Annotated in this window: 13 protein-coding genes and 1 pseudogene; 9 read left to right on the top strand and 5 right to left on the bottom strand. The window is 39.0% G+C overall.

Going from position 1 to position 16,071, the window contains the following annotated elements; genetic code table 11:
* The first annotated feature begins 99 nt into the window (after positions 1–99).
* The 7 genes from AC6I9F_RS08600 to AC6I9F_RS08570 all read left to right on the top strand — a co-directional run bounded on the left by AC6I9F_RS08600 (position 100) and on the right by AC6I9F_RS08570 (position 7,914).
* On the top strand, positions 100–744 hold the full coding sequence (locus AC6I9F_RS08600) for a DUF624 domain-containing protein (protein ID WP_262079602.1): 645 nt from the start codon (positions 100–102) through the stop codon (positions 742–744).
* The gene (locus AC6I9F_RS08595; protein WP_262079600.1) at positions 741–2,954 is read left to right on the top strand and encodes a glycoside hydrolase family 31 protein; all 2,214 of its coding nucleotides are present in this window, start codon (positions 741–743) and stop codon (positions 2,952–2,954) included. Before AC6I9F_RS08600 ends, AC6I9F_RS08595 begins: the two co-directional genes overlap by 4 nt.
* Before the next feature lie 368 nt (positions 2,955–3,322).
* Positions 3,323–4,795, top strand: a complete 1,473-nt coding sequence (locus AC6I9F_RS08590; RefSeq protein ID WP_173274365.1) for a peptide MFS transporter — start codon at positions 3,323–3,325, stop codon at positions 4,793–4,795.
* Positions 4,796–5,166: 371 nt separating this feature from the next.
* Positions 5,167–5,853, top strand: coding sequence for a helix-turn-helix domain-containing protein (locus AC6I9F_RS08585; RefSeq protein ID WP_173274366.1), 687 nt, complete (start codon positions 5,167–5,169; stop codon positions 5,851–5,853).
* Between the two features lie 3 nt (positions 5,854–5,856).
* On the top strand, positions 5,857–7,272 hold the full coding sequence (locus AC6I9F_RS08580) for a Y-family DNA polymerase (RefSeq protein WP_173274367.1): 1,416 nt from the start codon (positions 5,857–5,859) through the stop codon (positions 7,270–7,272).
* Entirely contained in the window at positions 7,269–7,631 is a 363-nt protein-coding gene (locus AC6I9F_RS08575; protein WP_498021688.1) for a hypothetical protein, read from the top strand. Before AC6I9F_RS08580 ends, AC6I9F_RS08575 begins: the two co-directional genes overlap by 4 nt.
* The gene (locus AC6I9F_RS08570) at positions 7,624–7,914 is read left to right on the top strand and encodes a DUF5960 family protein (RefSeq protein ID WP_173274369.1); all 291 of its coding nucleotides are present in this window, start codon (positions 7,624–7,626) and stop codon (positions 7,912–7,914) included. The genes AC6I9F_RS08575 and AC6I9F_RS08570 overlap by 8 nt, the downstream gene beginning before the upstream one ends.
* Before the next feature lie 145 nt (positions 7,915–8,059).
* Here AC6I9F_RS08570 and AC6I9F_RS08565 read toward each other — a convergent pair whose 3' ends face one another.
* Positions 8,060–8,536 carry a glutathione peroxidase gene (locus AC6I9F_RS08565; RefSeq protein ID WP_173274370.1) on the bottom strand — a complete coding sequence of 159 codons (477 nt, stop codon included), beginning with the start codon at positions 8,534–8,536 and terminating at the stop codon, positions 8,060–8,062.
* Between the two features lie 211 nt (positions 8,537–8,747).
* Between AC6I9F_RS08565 and AC6I9F_RS08560 the strand changes: the two are divergent.
* Positions 8,748–11,946: pseudogene (locus tag AC6I9F_RS08560) on the top strand (LPXTG-anchored hyaluronate lyase).
* A 263-nt stretch (positions 11,947–12,209) separates the two neighbouring features.
* Here the strand turns inward: AC6I9F_RS08560 and AC6I9F_RS08555 are convergent.
* From AC6I9F_RS08555 to AC6I9F_RS08540, 4 genes are read right to left on the bottom strand one after another with little or no spacing between them, the layout of a single operon-like run.
* A complete protein-coding gene (locus AC6I9F_RS08555; RefSeq protein WP_049513598.1) occupies positions 12,210–12,839 on the bottom strand; it encodes a bifunctional 4-hydroxy-2-oxoglutarate aldolase/2-dehydro-3-deoxy-phosphogluconate aldolase in 630 nt (209 codons plus the stop codon).
* A gap of 9 nt (positions 12,840–12,848) precedes the next feature.
* On the bottom strand, positions 12,849–13,850 hold the full coding sequence (locus tag AC6I9F_RS08550; protein WP_000161469.1) for a sugar kinase: 1,002 nt from the start codon (positions 13,848–13,850) through the stop codon (positions 12,849–12,851).
* A gap of 30 nt (positions 13,851–13,880) precedes the next feature.
* Positions 13,881–14,522, bottom strand: coding sequence for an RpiB/LacA/LacB family sugar-phosphate isomerase (locus AC6I9F_RS08545; protein ID WP_000684789.1), 642 nt, complete (start codon positions 14,520–14,522; stop codon positions 13,881–13,883).
* An 18-nt stretch (positions 14,523–14,540) separates the two neighbouring features.
* Entirely contained in the window at positions 14,541–15,356 is an 816-nt protein-coding gene (locus AC6I9F_RS08540) for a gluconate 5-dehydrogenase (RefSeq protein WP_000185873.1), read from the bottom strand.
* A gap of 271 nt (positions 15,357–15,627) precedes the next feature.
* Between AC6I9F_RS08540 and AC6I9F_RS08535 the strand changes: the two genes are divergently transcribed.
* Positions 15,628–16,062 carry a PTS sugar transporter subunit IIA gene (locus AC6I9F_RS08535; RefSeq protein WP_000706828.1) on the top strand — a complete coding sequence of 145 codons (435 nt, stop codon included), beginning with the start codon at positions 15,628–15,630 and terminating at the stop codon, positions 16,060–16,062.
* Positions 16,063–16,071 lie beyond the last annotated feature (9 nt).

The following is a 16,071-nucleotide window of genomic DNA, read 5'->3' as shown; positions in this document are numbered from 1 at the left end:
AAATTTGGAAATGTTTTTTAAATAATTTAGGTAATATTTTTGTGCAACTGACATTCTAAAATATAGAGTTAAGACGATTGATTTTATGGAGAATATATTATGCAAAAATTATTTTCATTAGATGGAAAAGTGGTTAGAATTTTAACTTTTTTGACAGATTTAATTATTTTAAATACTCTATTTATTGTTAGTTGTATTCCAATAGTTACAATTGGGGCATCATTAACTTCTCTTACGACAATGTGGTATCGTATTTTAAAAGGTAAAGATACCGATATTGCTTATCATTATTTTCGGATCTTTAGACGAAATTTTAAACAGTCAACTTTTATTTGGTTGTTTATCCTCCTAATAGAATTACTTTTATATGTGAACTATTGTCTTTGGGGCTATTCAAGTTTATTTTCAGAGTATAGTTTATTGTTAGTGTTGCCCTTTTTATTTGTTATAATACTTTTGATGAGTGTTATTTTTCCCTATATTGGTTTATTTAAAGATAATCTAAAAAATAGTATTGTAAATAGCGTATTAATTTGTATGTTAAATCCAATACAAGCTATCATGTTGGTTTTATTTAATATTTCTGTACTGTATATGAGTTTTAGTAGTCCAGAACGAGTTTTAACAGCTATTTACGTATTTACATTTGGGGGATTTGCTTTTTGCGGATTGATGAATGTAACGATAACAAATAAAATGTTTGATAAGGTAAAGAAATTTACTAAAAGGAGGACAACAAATTGAAAATTTTTAAGGGAGAGTTTTATCGAATTTCTGTATTAACAGACAAGCTAGTAAGGCTAGAATACTCTCAAACTGGAAGTTTTGAGGGTAGGACTACACAACTTATCTATAATAGAGATTTTGGCCAAGTTTCGTTAGATTATATCGAGACACCAAACGTACTAGATATTATGACGGAATATTTTCATTTGCATTTTAATAAAGGAGAATTTAACGCCGAAAATTTATTTATAGAATTAAAAGGAAATTTTGCTGTATATGGTAGTCGCTGGTATTTTGGTGAATCTATTGAAACGTTAAAAGGAACAGCTCGGACTCTGGATGAGGCAGATGGAGCCATCCCATTAGAAGATGGAATTATTAGCCGAAATGGTATAGCCTTATTGGATGATTCTCAAGGATTGATTTGGGATGAACAGTCTGGTTATATTGAGAGAGAAAATCAAATTGACCTGTATTTCTTTGCCTATGGGCATGATTATAGAGGAGCAATCAGAGACTTTTACCATTTGACTGGTTCAACACCCTTGTTGCCAAGATATGCTTTAGGAAATTGGTGGAGTAGGTATTGGCCTTATACGTCGGATGAATACTTGGATTTAATAGACAGATTTGAAACAGAGAAAATTCCATTATCTATCGGTGTTTTAGATATGGATTGGCATATAACTGAAATTCCAGCCCGTTTTGGAAGTGGGTGGACAGGATATAGTTGGAATAGAAACTTAATACCTAATCCAGAACAGTTATTGCAACAACTTCATGATAGAAAGTTAAAACTCTCCTTAAATGTCCATCCTGCTGATGGTATACGGGCTTATGAAGAAGCTTATCCTCGAGTTGCCAAACGATTGGGGTTAAATGTAGAACTAGAAGAACCTGCTATTTTTGATTTTTTTAATCCCTCTTTTAGGGAAGCCTACTTTAAAGATGTTCATTATAAGCTAGAAAAGCAGGGAGTAGATTTTTGGTGGATTGACTGGCAACAAGGGACTCAAGGCATGTTGGATCCACTGTGGCTTTTAAACCATTATCACTATCAGGATAGTTGTAAAAATGAAGAAGGTGGCTTGATTTTATCAAGGTATGCAGGTCCTGGAAGTCACCGATACCCTGTTGGTTTTTCAGGGGACACCATTATTAGTTGGAATTCCTTAAGATTTCAACCTTATTTTACAGCGACAGCATCAAATATCGGTTATAGTTGGTGGAGTCATGATATCGGTGGACACATGTTGGGGGATTATGACGAAGAGTTACAAACTAGATGGCTACAGTTTGGTGTTTTTAGTCCGATTACTCGATTACATAGTTCTAGAAGTCCCTTCAATAGTAAAGAACCTTGGTTTTTTTCAGAAACAACATCTAAGATTATGAAGAAATACCTTCGTTTGAGACATCAGATGATTCCATATCTATATACCATGAATGTAAAGACACATGAGGAAGGTGCCCCTTTAATCAGCCCAATCTATTATTTCTACCCAGAGAATGATGAGAGCTATAATGTTCCAAATCAATACTTTTTTGGAACAGAACTGATGGTGGCTCCCATTGTAGAAAAGATGGATTTGGCATTCCAATCTGCAAAAGTGGATGTATGGTTCCCTGAAGGTGAATGGTATGACTTCTTTTCAGAGAAAAAATATACAGGTGGTGTGAAATTAAGTGTTTATAGGGACATTTCGACTATACCTGTGTTTGCTAAAAGTGGTGCAATCATTCCCTTGGTTGGTTCTGAGATAGATATGGGTGTTGATTTACCTGAAGTTGTAGATTGGTATGTATTCCCAGGCAAACAACATTCTTTTGAAATGATTGAAGATCAAAATGGTCAAAGATATAAAACAAGATTATCGATTGATTGGGAAAAGGGAATGGTAGAGTTAGCATTACAAGGAGATCCTAGTATCGTTCCAAGTAATAGAAGACATAGAATTCATTTTAAAGGAACGAATGTGTCTATAATTGAATGGCCAAATAAGAATGATACAGCTAGATTTGAATGCAAAGAAAATAAAATGCCATCTCTAAATGATGAAGTTTTTAGACTACTAAAGACGGCTTCTCTTCCATATGAATTAAAAGATAGATTGTTAAATCAATTCATCAATGCCAAAAATTCTCATGACTTAATGAATATCTTGCATCATCAGAATAAGGAATTGAGAGGACGTTTGTTGGAAATGATATTTACTAGCCAAAACTAATTGAGAAATTTCGTACACAATTTCTATTATTTAATGTGTAATAGTTTTACATCTCTATGCTTATTGACTTGTATTTTAGTAATTACAAGTTTTGCATAGGGATTTTTTTGTTTACTGAAGAGGAAAGGATAAGATAAGTAAGTTTCAAGTTTTGAAATATTTTTTAAACTAAACAAGAGCAAATTTTTAAAGGTGATTTCTCAAAGTAACTTCCACTTGCCTGACCGAAGTAAAAGTTAGTCTGAAATGGATTTTTATGGTGAAATTAAGTATGAGACGTGTGATTTTTTCAGAAAATTTTCTAAAAAAACAGGATTTGTTTGAAAATTCTGTAAAATGAATTATTACATCGCTAAAGGAGAATATATATGGAAAAACAGAAAACATTTTTTGGACATCCTATGGGCTTGTCCACCCTCTTCTTTACAGAGATGTGGGAACGCTTTTCTTACTATGGGATGCGAGCTATCCTACTTTACTATATGTACTATAGTGTGCAAGATGGTGGGTTGGGGATGGATAAGACCACGGCTGCATCGGTTATGGCGATTTATGGCTCACTGGTATTTTTGTCCTCGGTTGTCGGTGGTTTTGTCAGTGACCGTATTTTAGGAAGCCGTAAGACTGTCTTTTACGGTGGGATTCTGATTATGCTAGGGCATATTGCTTTGGCAACACCTTTTGGACAAGTGGCTCTCTATCTTTCTATTGCCTTGATTATCTTTGGAACTGGATTTTTAAAACCCAATATCTCAGATATGGTTGGGGGAATTTATGAGAAAGAGGATGATAGACGGGATGCAGGTTTTAGTATCTTTGTCTTTGGTATTAACTTAGGTGCCTTCGTTGCCCCTTATTTAGTAGGTTATCTAGGTCAGGAAGTCAATTTCCATCTAGGTTTCTCATTAGCTGCCATTGGGATGTTCTTTGGTCTGGTGAAGTATGTTTTAGATGGGAAGAAATATCTTCCTGAATCAAGTCTTTACCCCACTGATCCACTTTCACAGAAGGACCAGCAGACCTTGATTAAACGCTTGCTACTTACACTTGTCATGGTTATTCTGGTGATTATAGGCTTAGTCTTTACTCACCAATTTAACGTGGATATGATTGTTAATATCTTTACAGTGATAGCGGTAATCATTCCAATCTACTATTTCTTCAAAATTTTATCTAGTCAGAAAATAACTGCTACTGAGAGATCCCGAGTATTTGCCTACATTCCTTTATTTATCGCTGGAGTACTCTTCTGGTCTATTGAGGAGCAGGGGTCTGTTGTTCTCGCTCTATTTGCGGATGATCAAACTCGACTTTACTTTAATGTATTTGGGAATCAGATTCATTTCCCATCTAGCTTTTTCCAAAGTATCAATCCACTTTTCATTATGATTTATGTGCCGATTTTTGCATGGTTGTGGGGGAAAATGGGTAAAAAGCAACCGTCCTCTTCTAAGAAATTTGCTTACGGTTTATTAGCAGCAGGTTTATCCTTCTTGTGGATGATGTTACCAGGGATGCTCTTTGGGACAGATGTTAAGGTCAGTCCTTTCTGGTTGATTATGAGTTGGGCTATTGTGATTGTGGGGGAGATGTTGATTTCGCCTATTGGTCTATCAGTCACTACTAAGCTAGCACCAAAATCCTTCCAAGCACAAATGATGTCTATCTGGTTCTTGAGTAACGCTGCTGCCCAAGCTATCAATGCTCAAATTGTAAAATTTTATACAAGCGAAACTGAAGTGGCTTACTATGGAATTGTTGGAGGAATTACGATTGTATTCGGTATTATCTTACTCTTCTACGTTCCACGTATTGAAAAACTAATGTCTGGTATCAAATAGAGAAAAACTGGAATTTCTGTAAGAATTCTAAAAGTTAGAGCAATTATTCATTCAAAGGATTTAGTTCTGTATTGTATAGGGCTAGGTCCTTTTAGTTTGATTAATACTCTTCGAAAATCAAATTCAAACCGCGTCAACGTCGCCTTGCCGTACTCAAGTACAGCCTGCGGCTAGTTTCCTAGTTTGCTCTTTGATTTTCATTGAGTATAAAACTCACGATGTTTCTGCTTTTCCTAGTGGACATTTGTCTACTTTTTTTATTTAATAAAACTAAACCATGTTGGTTGAGTCCTAAAAATCTGGATTCAAGCATCGATTAGTCTTTCTAAGGGAGATAATGTCCATTAAATCATCATAATAGGAGGTGAAGTATGTATCAGCCAGAAAAATTAAAGGCTCGGAGGAAAGAGTTAAAACTAACACAAAAGGAAATTGCAGAGCAACTTGGGATTAGCTTTCAGGCTTACTCAGCTTGGGAACGTGGAGTCAAGGAACCGTCCAAGGAGAAGGTATTCCAGCTAGAGAATATTTTAAAAGTACCAAAAGGATATTTTACTCAGATCGAGATTGTCCGTCTCTACCATAGCCTCTCCAAGCAAGGGCAGGAGAAGGTTGTTCTCTATGCTCGCAACCTATCTCAAGAGGAGCAAGCCCAAAAAGTAACAGCTATTCCAGAGCGTCTCTACGAGTACCGTGTTTATGAACGCATGTCAGCAGGGATTGGGGCTTCGGTCTACGATGATCAGAATTTTGATACGGTTTACTTTAATGAGGAGTTGGCCCATGATTTTGCGTCATGGGTGTCTGGGGACTCCATGGAACCTAAATACCAAAATGGTTCAGTAGCTCTGATTCGAGAGACAGGATTTGACTATGACGGGGCGGTTTATGCAGTGGTTTGCAACAACCAGACCTATATCAAACGGGTCTATCGAGAGGAGAATGGATTGCGTCTGGTCTCTATCAATCCTAAATACAAGGATATTTTCATCTCCTATGAGGAAGATCATCGGATTGTGGGGATTATCGTTGGGAACTTTGTGCCGATGGAGGGCTAGCCAATGGGCTACTTTGATTATTCTAGAGAGCCCAAAAGTGATATTGCCTTTGTCGATATGAAATCCTTTTATGCCAGTGTTGAGTGCGTGAAAAGGGGCTTACATCCGCTGAAAACCTCGCTTTGTGTCATGAGTCGCGCGGATAATTCAACTGGTCTTATTCTAGCCTCCTCTCCCCTGTTTAAGAAGATTTTTGGCAAGTCAAATGTTGGTCGGGCCTATGATCTGCCCTTTGATATCAAAACGCGAAAATTTTCTTATTACAATGCTCGAAAGCAAGGGTTACCGACCGACTCAGACTATGTTCGCTACATCGAAGATTGGGCTCAAGTGACCTTGATTGTGCCACCTAGGATGGATGAATATATAGCAGTCAATATGGAAATCCAGCGAATCTTTCAAAACTATGGCAGTCCAGATGATATTTATCCCTACTCTATCGATGAGGGCTTTATTGACCTGACTAGTTCGCTAAACTATTTCATCCCAGATAAGAGTCTCTCTCGTAAAGACAAGTTGGATTTGCTATCTGCTCGTATTCAGAGGGATATTTGGAGGCAGACAGGGATCTACTCTACAGTGGGCATGTCAAATGCCAATCCTTTAATGGCCAAGTTGGCTCTGGATAATGAGGCCAAGCACACTCCGACCATGAGGGCCAACTGGTCTTACCAGGATGTGGAAGAGAAGGTCTGGGCAATCCCTAAGATGACGGATTTTTGGGGGATTGGCAGGCGGATGGAGAAACGCTTGCATGCTCTGGGGATTTTTTCCATCAAGGAATTGGCAACCAGCAATCCTGACCAGCTAAAGAAAGTTCTGGGTCAGTCTGGCTTGCGTTTGTGGTTTCATGCTAACGGGATTGATGAGAGCAATGTTCATAAGCCCTATAAAGCCAAATCCAAGGGCTTGGGGAATTCTCAAATCTTGCCGAGAGACTACGTGAAGCTACGGGATATTGAAATTATTCTCCGAGAAATGGCAGAGCAGGTAGCTATTAGACTGAGAAGGTCTGGCAAGAAAACAACCCTTGTCTCTATCTATGTCGGTTTCTCTAAACAGGAAGTTAGGCCGTCTATTCACACACAAATAAAGATCGAACCGACCAATAATACAGCTGTCTTAACGAATTATGTTTTGAAGTTATTTCATAACAAATACACTTCTGGAGCAGTCAGAAGTGTCGGAGTTAACTATTCAGGCTTTGTAGACGAGTCCTTTGGATTGATTTCCCTCTTTAATGATGTTGACAAGTTAGAAAAAGAAGAAAGGCTCCAGACGGCCATTGACTCGATTCGGGAACAATTTGGTTTCACTTCCCTTTTAAGAGCCAATGCACTGGAAGAAGCCTCTAGGAGTCTTGCCAGAAGCAAGCTGATTGGGGGACATTCTGCTGGAGGATTAGATGGATTAAAATGATTGATCGTTTTTACTTACCCTTTCAATCCGCGCGAGATTATCAAGATCCAGGTATGCAGAAGTGGATGGGATTTTACCTTTCAGAACACACCGGTTCGCTCAGTGAAGAAAAAAATCGGGTTGATTTTTCGACGGATTTGAACCCAGTTGAGAAGTTGCACTTGCTGTCTCAGCTTTATGTTGGCCAACATAAGGGACGCTTTGTGGTAAAGGGAAAGAAGCAGAAAATCACTATTATCGGTGTGGTGAGAGAATTATCACATCAGACTCTATCTATTAGGACAAACGAGGGATATAGGTTGATAGAGGTTGCAGATGTCCTCGAAATTCGACTGTGGGAGGAGGGAGTGTATGACTAGAAAAGAGCTGTATGAAAACAAACTGCAGATGGATTATTTTTCAGATGACTATATTCGTTTTGAAGAGGATTTTCAAAAATACTCTGCCATGAACGTGCCCTTGACTTTTTTGATTGATGACATCCTACGAACCATGGCGATGAATCAGAAAAACTACTTTGTCTTAAATAAGGAAAATGCCAAGGATGGTCGGGAGCATAGCTTTTATTTTAGGGTGGTAACGGAAAAAGAGTGTCCTAGAAATAGGACCTATGTATATGCTGGGGTTAAAAATAGTGTTTAGTAGTGAATTGTCTGCTATGAATGTATCATTTTTACAACACTTCATGTTTCATATCATGGAGTGTTTTTCTATTTAAGTCAAAGCCAATCAAAAAATCCCACTATTCTTAGGCTAAAAGAAACCTAATCATAGTGAAATTGTGAAATTATAGTAGGGTTTGTATGGCCTCTTCAATTTGTTTTGGGTTTGTTTTTGAAGAGAAGCGTTCAAAGACCTGCCCATCACGACCGATGAGAAATTTAGTGAAATTCCATTCGATTCGTTTACCTAGTGGGCCAGATTTCTGGTCTTTCAACCAAACATAGAGGGGATCTGCCTCCTTACCGTTGACCTTGATCTTGGCAAAACGTGGGAAGGTGGTCTGATAATGTAGGCTACAGAAGGTGTTGATTTCCTCTGCGCTGCCTGGTGCTTGTCCCATAAACTGATTGCAAGGGAAGTCTAAAATCTCAAAACCTTGTTCTTGATAGCGATCATAGAGTTCTTGGAGACCTTGGTACTGGGGCGTTAAACCGCATCCAGTAGCAGTGTTGACAACCAAGAGAACTTTCTCACTATAGCTCTCCAAGGGAGTTGATTGGTTGTTTTGGTCTAAAACGGAAAAATCATAAAGTGAAGTCATGAGGGTCTCTTTTCTTTTTCTACATTGTAACAGTTTTTACTTTTTTCGTCGAGTCGGATGGAAGATGTTGTTGAAAAATAGGTTCTTGATATAATAGAAACCGTTTACAAATAGCTTAAAAAAATGGTGTGGTTTAATTAAGCCGGGTTACTTAGTTGCTATAAATCTCTAATTTGAGATTTAGTTCCTATTGATTTATTGGAGTGTATACATGCAAACAAAAACAAAGAAACTCATTGTGAGTTTGTCTTCACTTGTTTTATCAGGATTTTTATTACACCATTATCTGACAGTTGGAGCGAAAGAAACGACTACGAATACCATTCAGAAAAGCCAGAAGTTCAGTATCAGCAAAGGGATACAAAAATTTAGTTGAAAATGGTGATTTTGGTCAGACGGAGGACGGAAGCAGTCCGTGGACAGGAAGCAAAGCTCAGGGGTGGTCAGCTTGGGTAGACCAGAAGAATAGTTCTGCAGATACCTCAACTCGAGTTATTGAGGCTAAGGATGGGGCTATCACTATCTCAAGCCATGAGAAATTAAGGGCAGTGGTTCACCGTATGGTTCCTATTGAAGCTAAGAAAAAGTATAAACTGCGTTTCAAGATTAAAACAGATAATAAAGTCGGGATTGCTAAGGTTCGTATCATTTAGGAAAGTGGTAAGGACAAGCAATTGTGGAATTTTGGAACGACGTCAGGAACAAAGGACTGGAAGACCATTGGAGCAGACTATAGCCCGACTTTAGATGTTGATAAAATCAAGCTGGAGTTATTCTATGAAACGGGAACTGGGACTATTTCTTTTAAGGATATTGAGCTGGTAGAGGTAGCAGACCAGCCTTCTGAGGATTCTCAAACAGATAAACAGCTCGAGGAAAAGATTGATTTACCAATTGGGAAAAAACATGTCTTTGCTCTTGCAGACTATACTTATAAGGTAGAAAATCCTGATTTTGCTTCAGTCAAAAATGGAATTTTAGAACCTCTTAAGGAAGGGACAACCAATGTCATTGTCAGTAAAAATGGCAAGGAGGTGAAAAAGATTCCTTTGAAGATTCTAGCCTCTATTAAGGATGCATACACAGCCCGTTTGGATGACTGGAATGGTATCATCGCTGGGAATAAATACTATGATTCTAAAAATGAACAGATGGCCAAATTAAACCAGGAACTGGAAGGAAAGGTGGCTGATAGCCTATCCAGTATTTCAAGTCAGGCGGGCCGCACCTATTTGTGGGAAAAATTTTCAAATTATAAAACGTCTGCGAATCTAACTGCCACTTATCGGAAATTGGAGGAGATGACCAAGCAAGTGACCAATCCTTCTTTTCGTTATTATCAGGATGAAACCGTTATTCGAACAGTTAGGGATTCCATGGAATGGATGCATAAACATGTCTACAATAGTGAAAAAAGCATTGTTGGGAGTTGGCGGGATTATGGAATCAGTATACCTCGTGCCATCAACAATACCTTGTCTCTGATGAAAGAATACTTCTCTGATGAGGAAATTAAAAAGTATACAGATGTGATTGAAAAATTTGCGCCAGATCCCGAATATTTCCGAAAGACGACTGATAACCCATTTAAGTCCCTAGGTGGAAACTTAGTGGATATGGGAAGGGTAAAAGTAATAGCTGGTTTACTGCGCAAGGATGACCAAGAAATTTCTTCTATCATTCGTTCGATTGAGCAAGTGTTCAAGTTGGTAGACCAAGGTGAAGGTTTTTATCAAGATGGATTCTATATCGACCACACCAATGTTGCCTATACGGGTGCTTATGGGGATGTCTTGATTGATGGCCTGTCTCAACTGTTGCCAGTCATTCAAAAGACCAAGAGCCCAATCAATAAAGATAAAATGCAAACTATGTACCGCTGGATTGATAAATCGTTTGCCCCTTTGCTGGTGAATGGAGAGCTGATGGATATGAGTCGTGGACGCTCGATCAGTCGTGCAAATTGCGAGGGGCACGTGGCCGTAGTAGAAGTGCTAAGAGGGATTCACCGGATAGCGGATATGTCTGAAGGAGAAACCAAACAACGTTTGCAGAGTTTTGTGAAGACCATTGTCCAATCGGATAGTTATTATGATGTCTTTAAGAATTTGAAGACTTATAAGGATATCAGTTTGATGCAATCTTTGTTAAGCGATGCTGGAGTCGCAAGTGTTCCAAGAACCAGTTACCTATCTGCCTTTAATAAGATGGATAAAACAGCTATGTACAATGCGGAGAAAGGGTTTGGATTTGGCTTGTCACTCTTTTCCAGTCGTATCTTGAATTACGAACACATGAACAAGGAAAACAAACGTGGTTGGTATACGAGTGATGGGATGTTCTATCTTTACAATGGCGATTTGAGTCACTATAGCGATGGCTACTGGCCAACAGTTAATCCATATAAGATGCCTGGTGCGACAGGAACAGATGCTAAGAGATCGGATAGTGATACAGGTAAAGTTCTACCGTCTGCTTTCGTTGGAACGAGCAAACTAGATGAGGCCAATGCGACAGCAACCATGGATCTCACTAACTGGAATCAAACACTGACTGCTCATAAGAGCTGGTTTATGCTGAAGGATAAGATCGCCTTTTTAGGAAGCAATATCCAAAACACTTCAACAGATACTGCTGCAACTACAATTGACCAGAGAAAACTGGAATCAAGTGATCCATATAAAGTCTATGTCAATGATAAAGAAGCCTCCCTCACGGAACAAGAAAAGGATTATCCTGAAACCCAAAGTGTCTTCTTAGAATCGTCCGATTCGAAAAAGAATATTGGTTACTTTTTCTTTAAGAAGAGTTCAATCAGTATGAGTAAGGCTGTCCAAAAGGGATCTTGGAAGGATATCAATGAAGGACAGTCAGACAAGGAAGTTGAAAATGAATTTCTTACGATTAGTCAGGCTCATAAGTAAAATGGGGATTCTTATGGCTATATGCTCATCCCTAACGTGGATCGTGCCACCTTCAATCAAATGGTAAAAGAGTTAGAAAGTAGTCTCATCGATAACAATGAGATCCTTCAGTCTGTTTATGATGCCAAACAAGGAGTTTGGGGCATTGTGAAATATGATGATTCTGTCTCTACTATTTCCAACCAATTCCAAGTCTTGAAACGTGGGGTCTATACGATTCGAAAAGAAGGGGATGACTATAAGGTTGCCTACTACAATCCTGAAACCCAGGAATCAGCTCCAGATCAGGAAGTCTTTAAAAAGTTAGAACAAGCAGCTCAACCACAAACTCAGGATTCAAAAGAAAAGGAAAAATCTGAAGAAGAAAAGAACCATTCGGATCAAAAGAATCTCCCTCAGACAGGAGAAGGTCAGTCAATCTTGGCAAGTCTAGGGCTCTTGCTACTTGGGGCGACTTATCTATTCCGTAGAGGAAAGAATAACTGATTTGTTCATCATCTAAGATGAATCACATGAAACTGTGGAAAATAGAAAAAATCCGAAGAAAGTCAAACATCTTCGGATTTTTCTTTTAAAAAGAGTTTGGAACAAAAAGATTTTGATTTTAGAAATTCTTTATTATAAATTTTAAAAATCGATAAATTAGACAAAAAAGCGAACAATACAGAATTCTGAGTGTCAGATAACTCGTTTTGTTCGCTTTTTATATTTAAGGTTAGACTTTTGTCCCAGACTCTTTTCACTTCATTTTATCTGAGTGTAACATACTGTTGGGCAATCTCGCTAATGCGGTCAAAGTCGCCTTGGGAAGCGAGTTTATTGAGTTCGCCACCAATTCCAACGGCGTCTGCACCAGCAGCGAACCATTGAGGAATGTTGTTTAGGCCGACTCCTCCGGTTACCATTACGGAAACTTGTGGGATCGGTGCCTTGACTGCAGAGATATATGCTGGACTGAGAGCACTACCTGGGAAGAGTTTAATGATTTCACTACCGGCTTCAAGTGCAGTCGTTATCTCTGTGAGAGTAATACAGCCTGGAATGTACGGTGTGCTGTAGAGATTGCACATTTTTGCAGTTTCAGCATGGAAAGATGGAGAAACAACGTAATTTGCTCCGGCTAGAATAGCATCTCTAGCAGTTACGGCATCAATCACAGTACCTGCACCGATACAAACACTTTGATCGTCCTGATACAAGTCTACAAGTTCCTTGATGATTTGCCCTGCATACTGATTGGTATAGGCGATTTCAATAGCTTTGATACCTCCCTTGATACAAGCAATCGAGGCTTGCAGTCCTTCTTCCTTTGTATTTCCTCGAATAACAGCGACAATTTTTTGTTTTTTTAGTTCAATAATCGTATCTGATTTGGTCATGTAATTCTCCTAACGAATGATATCTTGTGCATTTGCCAGTAATTTTTCAATACTAGTTTCGGAAGTGGAGAGATGGTCTCCTGGAAGAGTGCATTTGAGAGTTGCGCTCGCAACTGCAAAGTCAATGGTAGTTTTTAAGGAGGAATGATGGAGTAGTTGATAAAGGGCACCAGATATAAAGGCATCCCCGCTACCAACTCGTTGATAGACTGCAGTTTTTAGTTGGACAGACTCTTCAAATCGTTCTCCCAGAGCATAGGCCTGATAGACATTTTTGTCTTGTTCATCACTAGAGCGGAGGGTATGGAAAATGGCCTTGAAACCATAGGCTTCTTTTAATTGTCGCATGCGATTTTCCACCTCTTTTAGGCTGGCTCTGTCTCTTGGGAACATCTCTAGATTTTGGTCATCAATCATGAGAGGATCAATACCAAAGCAATAGTCAGCGAAACGTGCAAACTTAGAAAATTCATACTTGGCTTCTAGGACTGAAATCATCTTTGTTCTCAGATTGAGATCCATTGAAACGATAATCCCTCGGCGCTTGGCTTCTTCCAAGAGTAGGAGAAGGAGCGTACGAACCTCTTGACCGATAGCTACAGTGATTCCACTAAAATGAAAATGGCCAATCCCCTGAAAGAGAGAATCCATATCTAGCATGTTTGGCCGAATCTGGCTGATACTCGTATGCTTACGATCGTAGAAAACTTCACTTTGACGACAACCAAAGCCGTTCTCCAAAAAGTAGAGGCCGATTCGATCGCCAAGCCGACAGATTGAACTGGTATCGATTTGGTGCTGTTTCAAGAATGTGAGAAAACGATCTCCAATCTCGTTGGCAGGGAGTGCGGTAAAGACTTTCGTTGAGATACCCAGGGCCTGCAAATTACAAGCGATGTTAATTTCTGATCCGCCAAAATAAGTCGAACTGGCAACATGATCGCCGATACTGGTGGCATCTAATGGTGAGATTCGAATTAATGGTTCGCCAAACAGTAATATTTTCGTCATCCATTAGTTCCTTTCTGGTTTAGAATAGCTTTACTTGGCTAATACTTCTTTCAAATAAGCAGCGACTTCATCATCTTGGCAGTTTTCAAAGAAGTATTCTTGGAAGTATTTGCCAGAGATGGTGTCTTTGAGGAAGTCTTGGTCGATTGTTTTAAGGATGGTCATCAAATCATTGTAGGTGATTTGTTTTACCTCGTTTAAGATACGAGCGTTGCGTTGTTCAGGGATTACACGTTCTCTTGGGTAGCCACCGCCCATTTCTTCAGCAAATAAGCGTTCAAACATCAATTTGAGGGTCAGTTCTGCCCCCCAGCCAAATCCTTTGGCATAAGGGATAGACAAGGCGTTACCACCATTGATTTGAGAATAAAGGTAAGCGTCAGTTGGGTCCACTGCTAGACCACAGACAACACCAGGGAAGCTGTTTAAAGCAAGCATAGCTCCTACACCCGTACCACAGCCGGTAACAACAAAGTCGACTGCTTTTGTATTTAAAAGGATGGCAGCCATTAGGCCGTTTTGTACGTATGTTAATGGGTTTTCACCTTCTTCTCCACGCATACCATAGTTAAATAATTGGTAGCCTTTTTTATTTGTCGCTTCTTTTAGACTATCATAAATAATGTGATTCTTACTAGCTTGACTATTTTCATTGATTAATGCGATTTTCATAAGATCCTCTTTCTATTTTTACTCAGGTTGTTTTCCGATGTAGGCTAAGATACCGCCATCTACATATAGGATGTGGCCATTGACAAAGTCGCTGGCATCACTAGCGAGAAAGACAGCAGGGCCCATTAAATCTTCAGGATTTCCCCAACGTGCAGCAGGTGTTTTTGCAATGATGAACTGGTCAAATGGGTGGCGAGAACCATCTTCTTGCAACTCACGAAGAGGTGCTGTTTGAGGAGTGGCAATATAACCCGGTCCGATTCCGTTACATTGGATATTGGCTCCACCGTATTCAGACGCAATGTTGCGGGTCAACATTTTCAAGCCGCCTTTAGCGGCAGCATAAGCGCTAACCGTTTCACGTCCCAGTTCGCTCATCATCGAGCAAATATTGATAATCTTTCCATGCCCTTTCTTTATCATAGAAGGAATGACTGCTTTTGAAACGATAAATGGTGCGTTTAAGTCAATATCGATGACCTTACGGAAATCAGCGGCGCTCATTTCGCACATTGGAACGCGGCGGATAATACCAGCGTTATTAACAAGGATGTCAATGACACCAACCTCTTGTTCGATTTGCTTGACCATGGCTTGGATACCGTCCTCGTCTGTCACGTCACAGACATACCCATGGGCTTCGATGCCAACTTCACGATAAGCTTCAATCCCTTTATTGACCAGGTCTTGATTGATATCGTTAAAGACAATAGTAGCGCCGGCCTCAGCGTAGGATTTGGCAATAGCAAATCCAATTCCATAAGAAGCGCCGGTGATGAGAGCAATTTTTCCTTTTAAAGAAAACTGCTCAATTGAGAATGATGTATTTGTCATTTGATACTTCCTTTCAAATTTGTTAAGACTTCTCTATAACCAAATTATATTCTAGTAAACCGGTTTTGTCAATAATTAAATATTTTTATTTCTGAAAATCTTTGTTTTCCTAAAAAAACGGAAGATTTTGAAGTTTCTGTCTAATGTAATGGTTAAATAAGTAATGAAAGCGCTAATATTTTTTTGAAAAAACTATTGACAAGATAAAAATAAAGGTCTACAATGTAAAATATAGAGTAAACCGGTAAACTCAAAAAAGAAAGGAGAAAAGATGAAAATTGTACTTGTAGGGCATGGACATTTTGCCACAGGGATTTATAGTTCTTTACAATTGATTGCAGGCAATCAAGAAAATGTGGAGGCGATTGACTTTGTGGAAGGAATGTCAGCAGATGAACTCAAGCAAAAAATCTTACTTGCAATTTCAAATGAAGAAGAAGTTTTAATCCTAAGTGATCTCTTGGGAGGATCGCCATTCAAGGTTTCTTCTACCATAATGGGAGAAAATCCAGCCAAAACAATGAATGTTCTCTCGGGTTTGAACTTAGCTATGTTAATGGAAGCAGTCTTTGCTAGAATGACTCATAGCTTTGATGAGGTTGTTAATAAATCAGTAGTGGCGGCTCAGGGCGGAGTCGTAAATGGTAAAGAATTGTTTTCAACGGATGCAGAGGAAGAGGAAGAAGATTTCGAATCGGGTATTTAAAGGGTAAAA

The organism is Streptococcus nakanonensis, assembly GCF_059738785.1.
The sequence above is the reverse complement of the archived record's forward strand: the minus strand, read 5'-3'. Positions and strand labels throughout refer to the sequence as shown.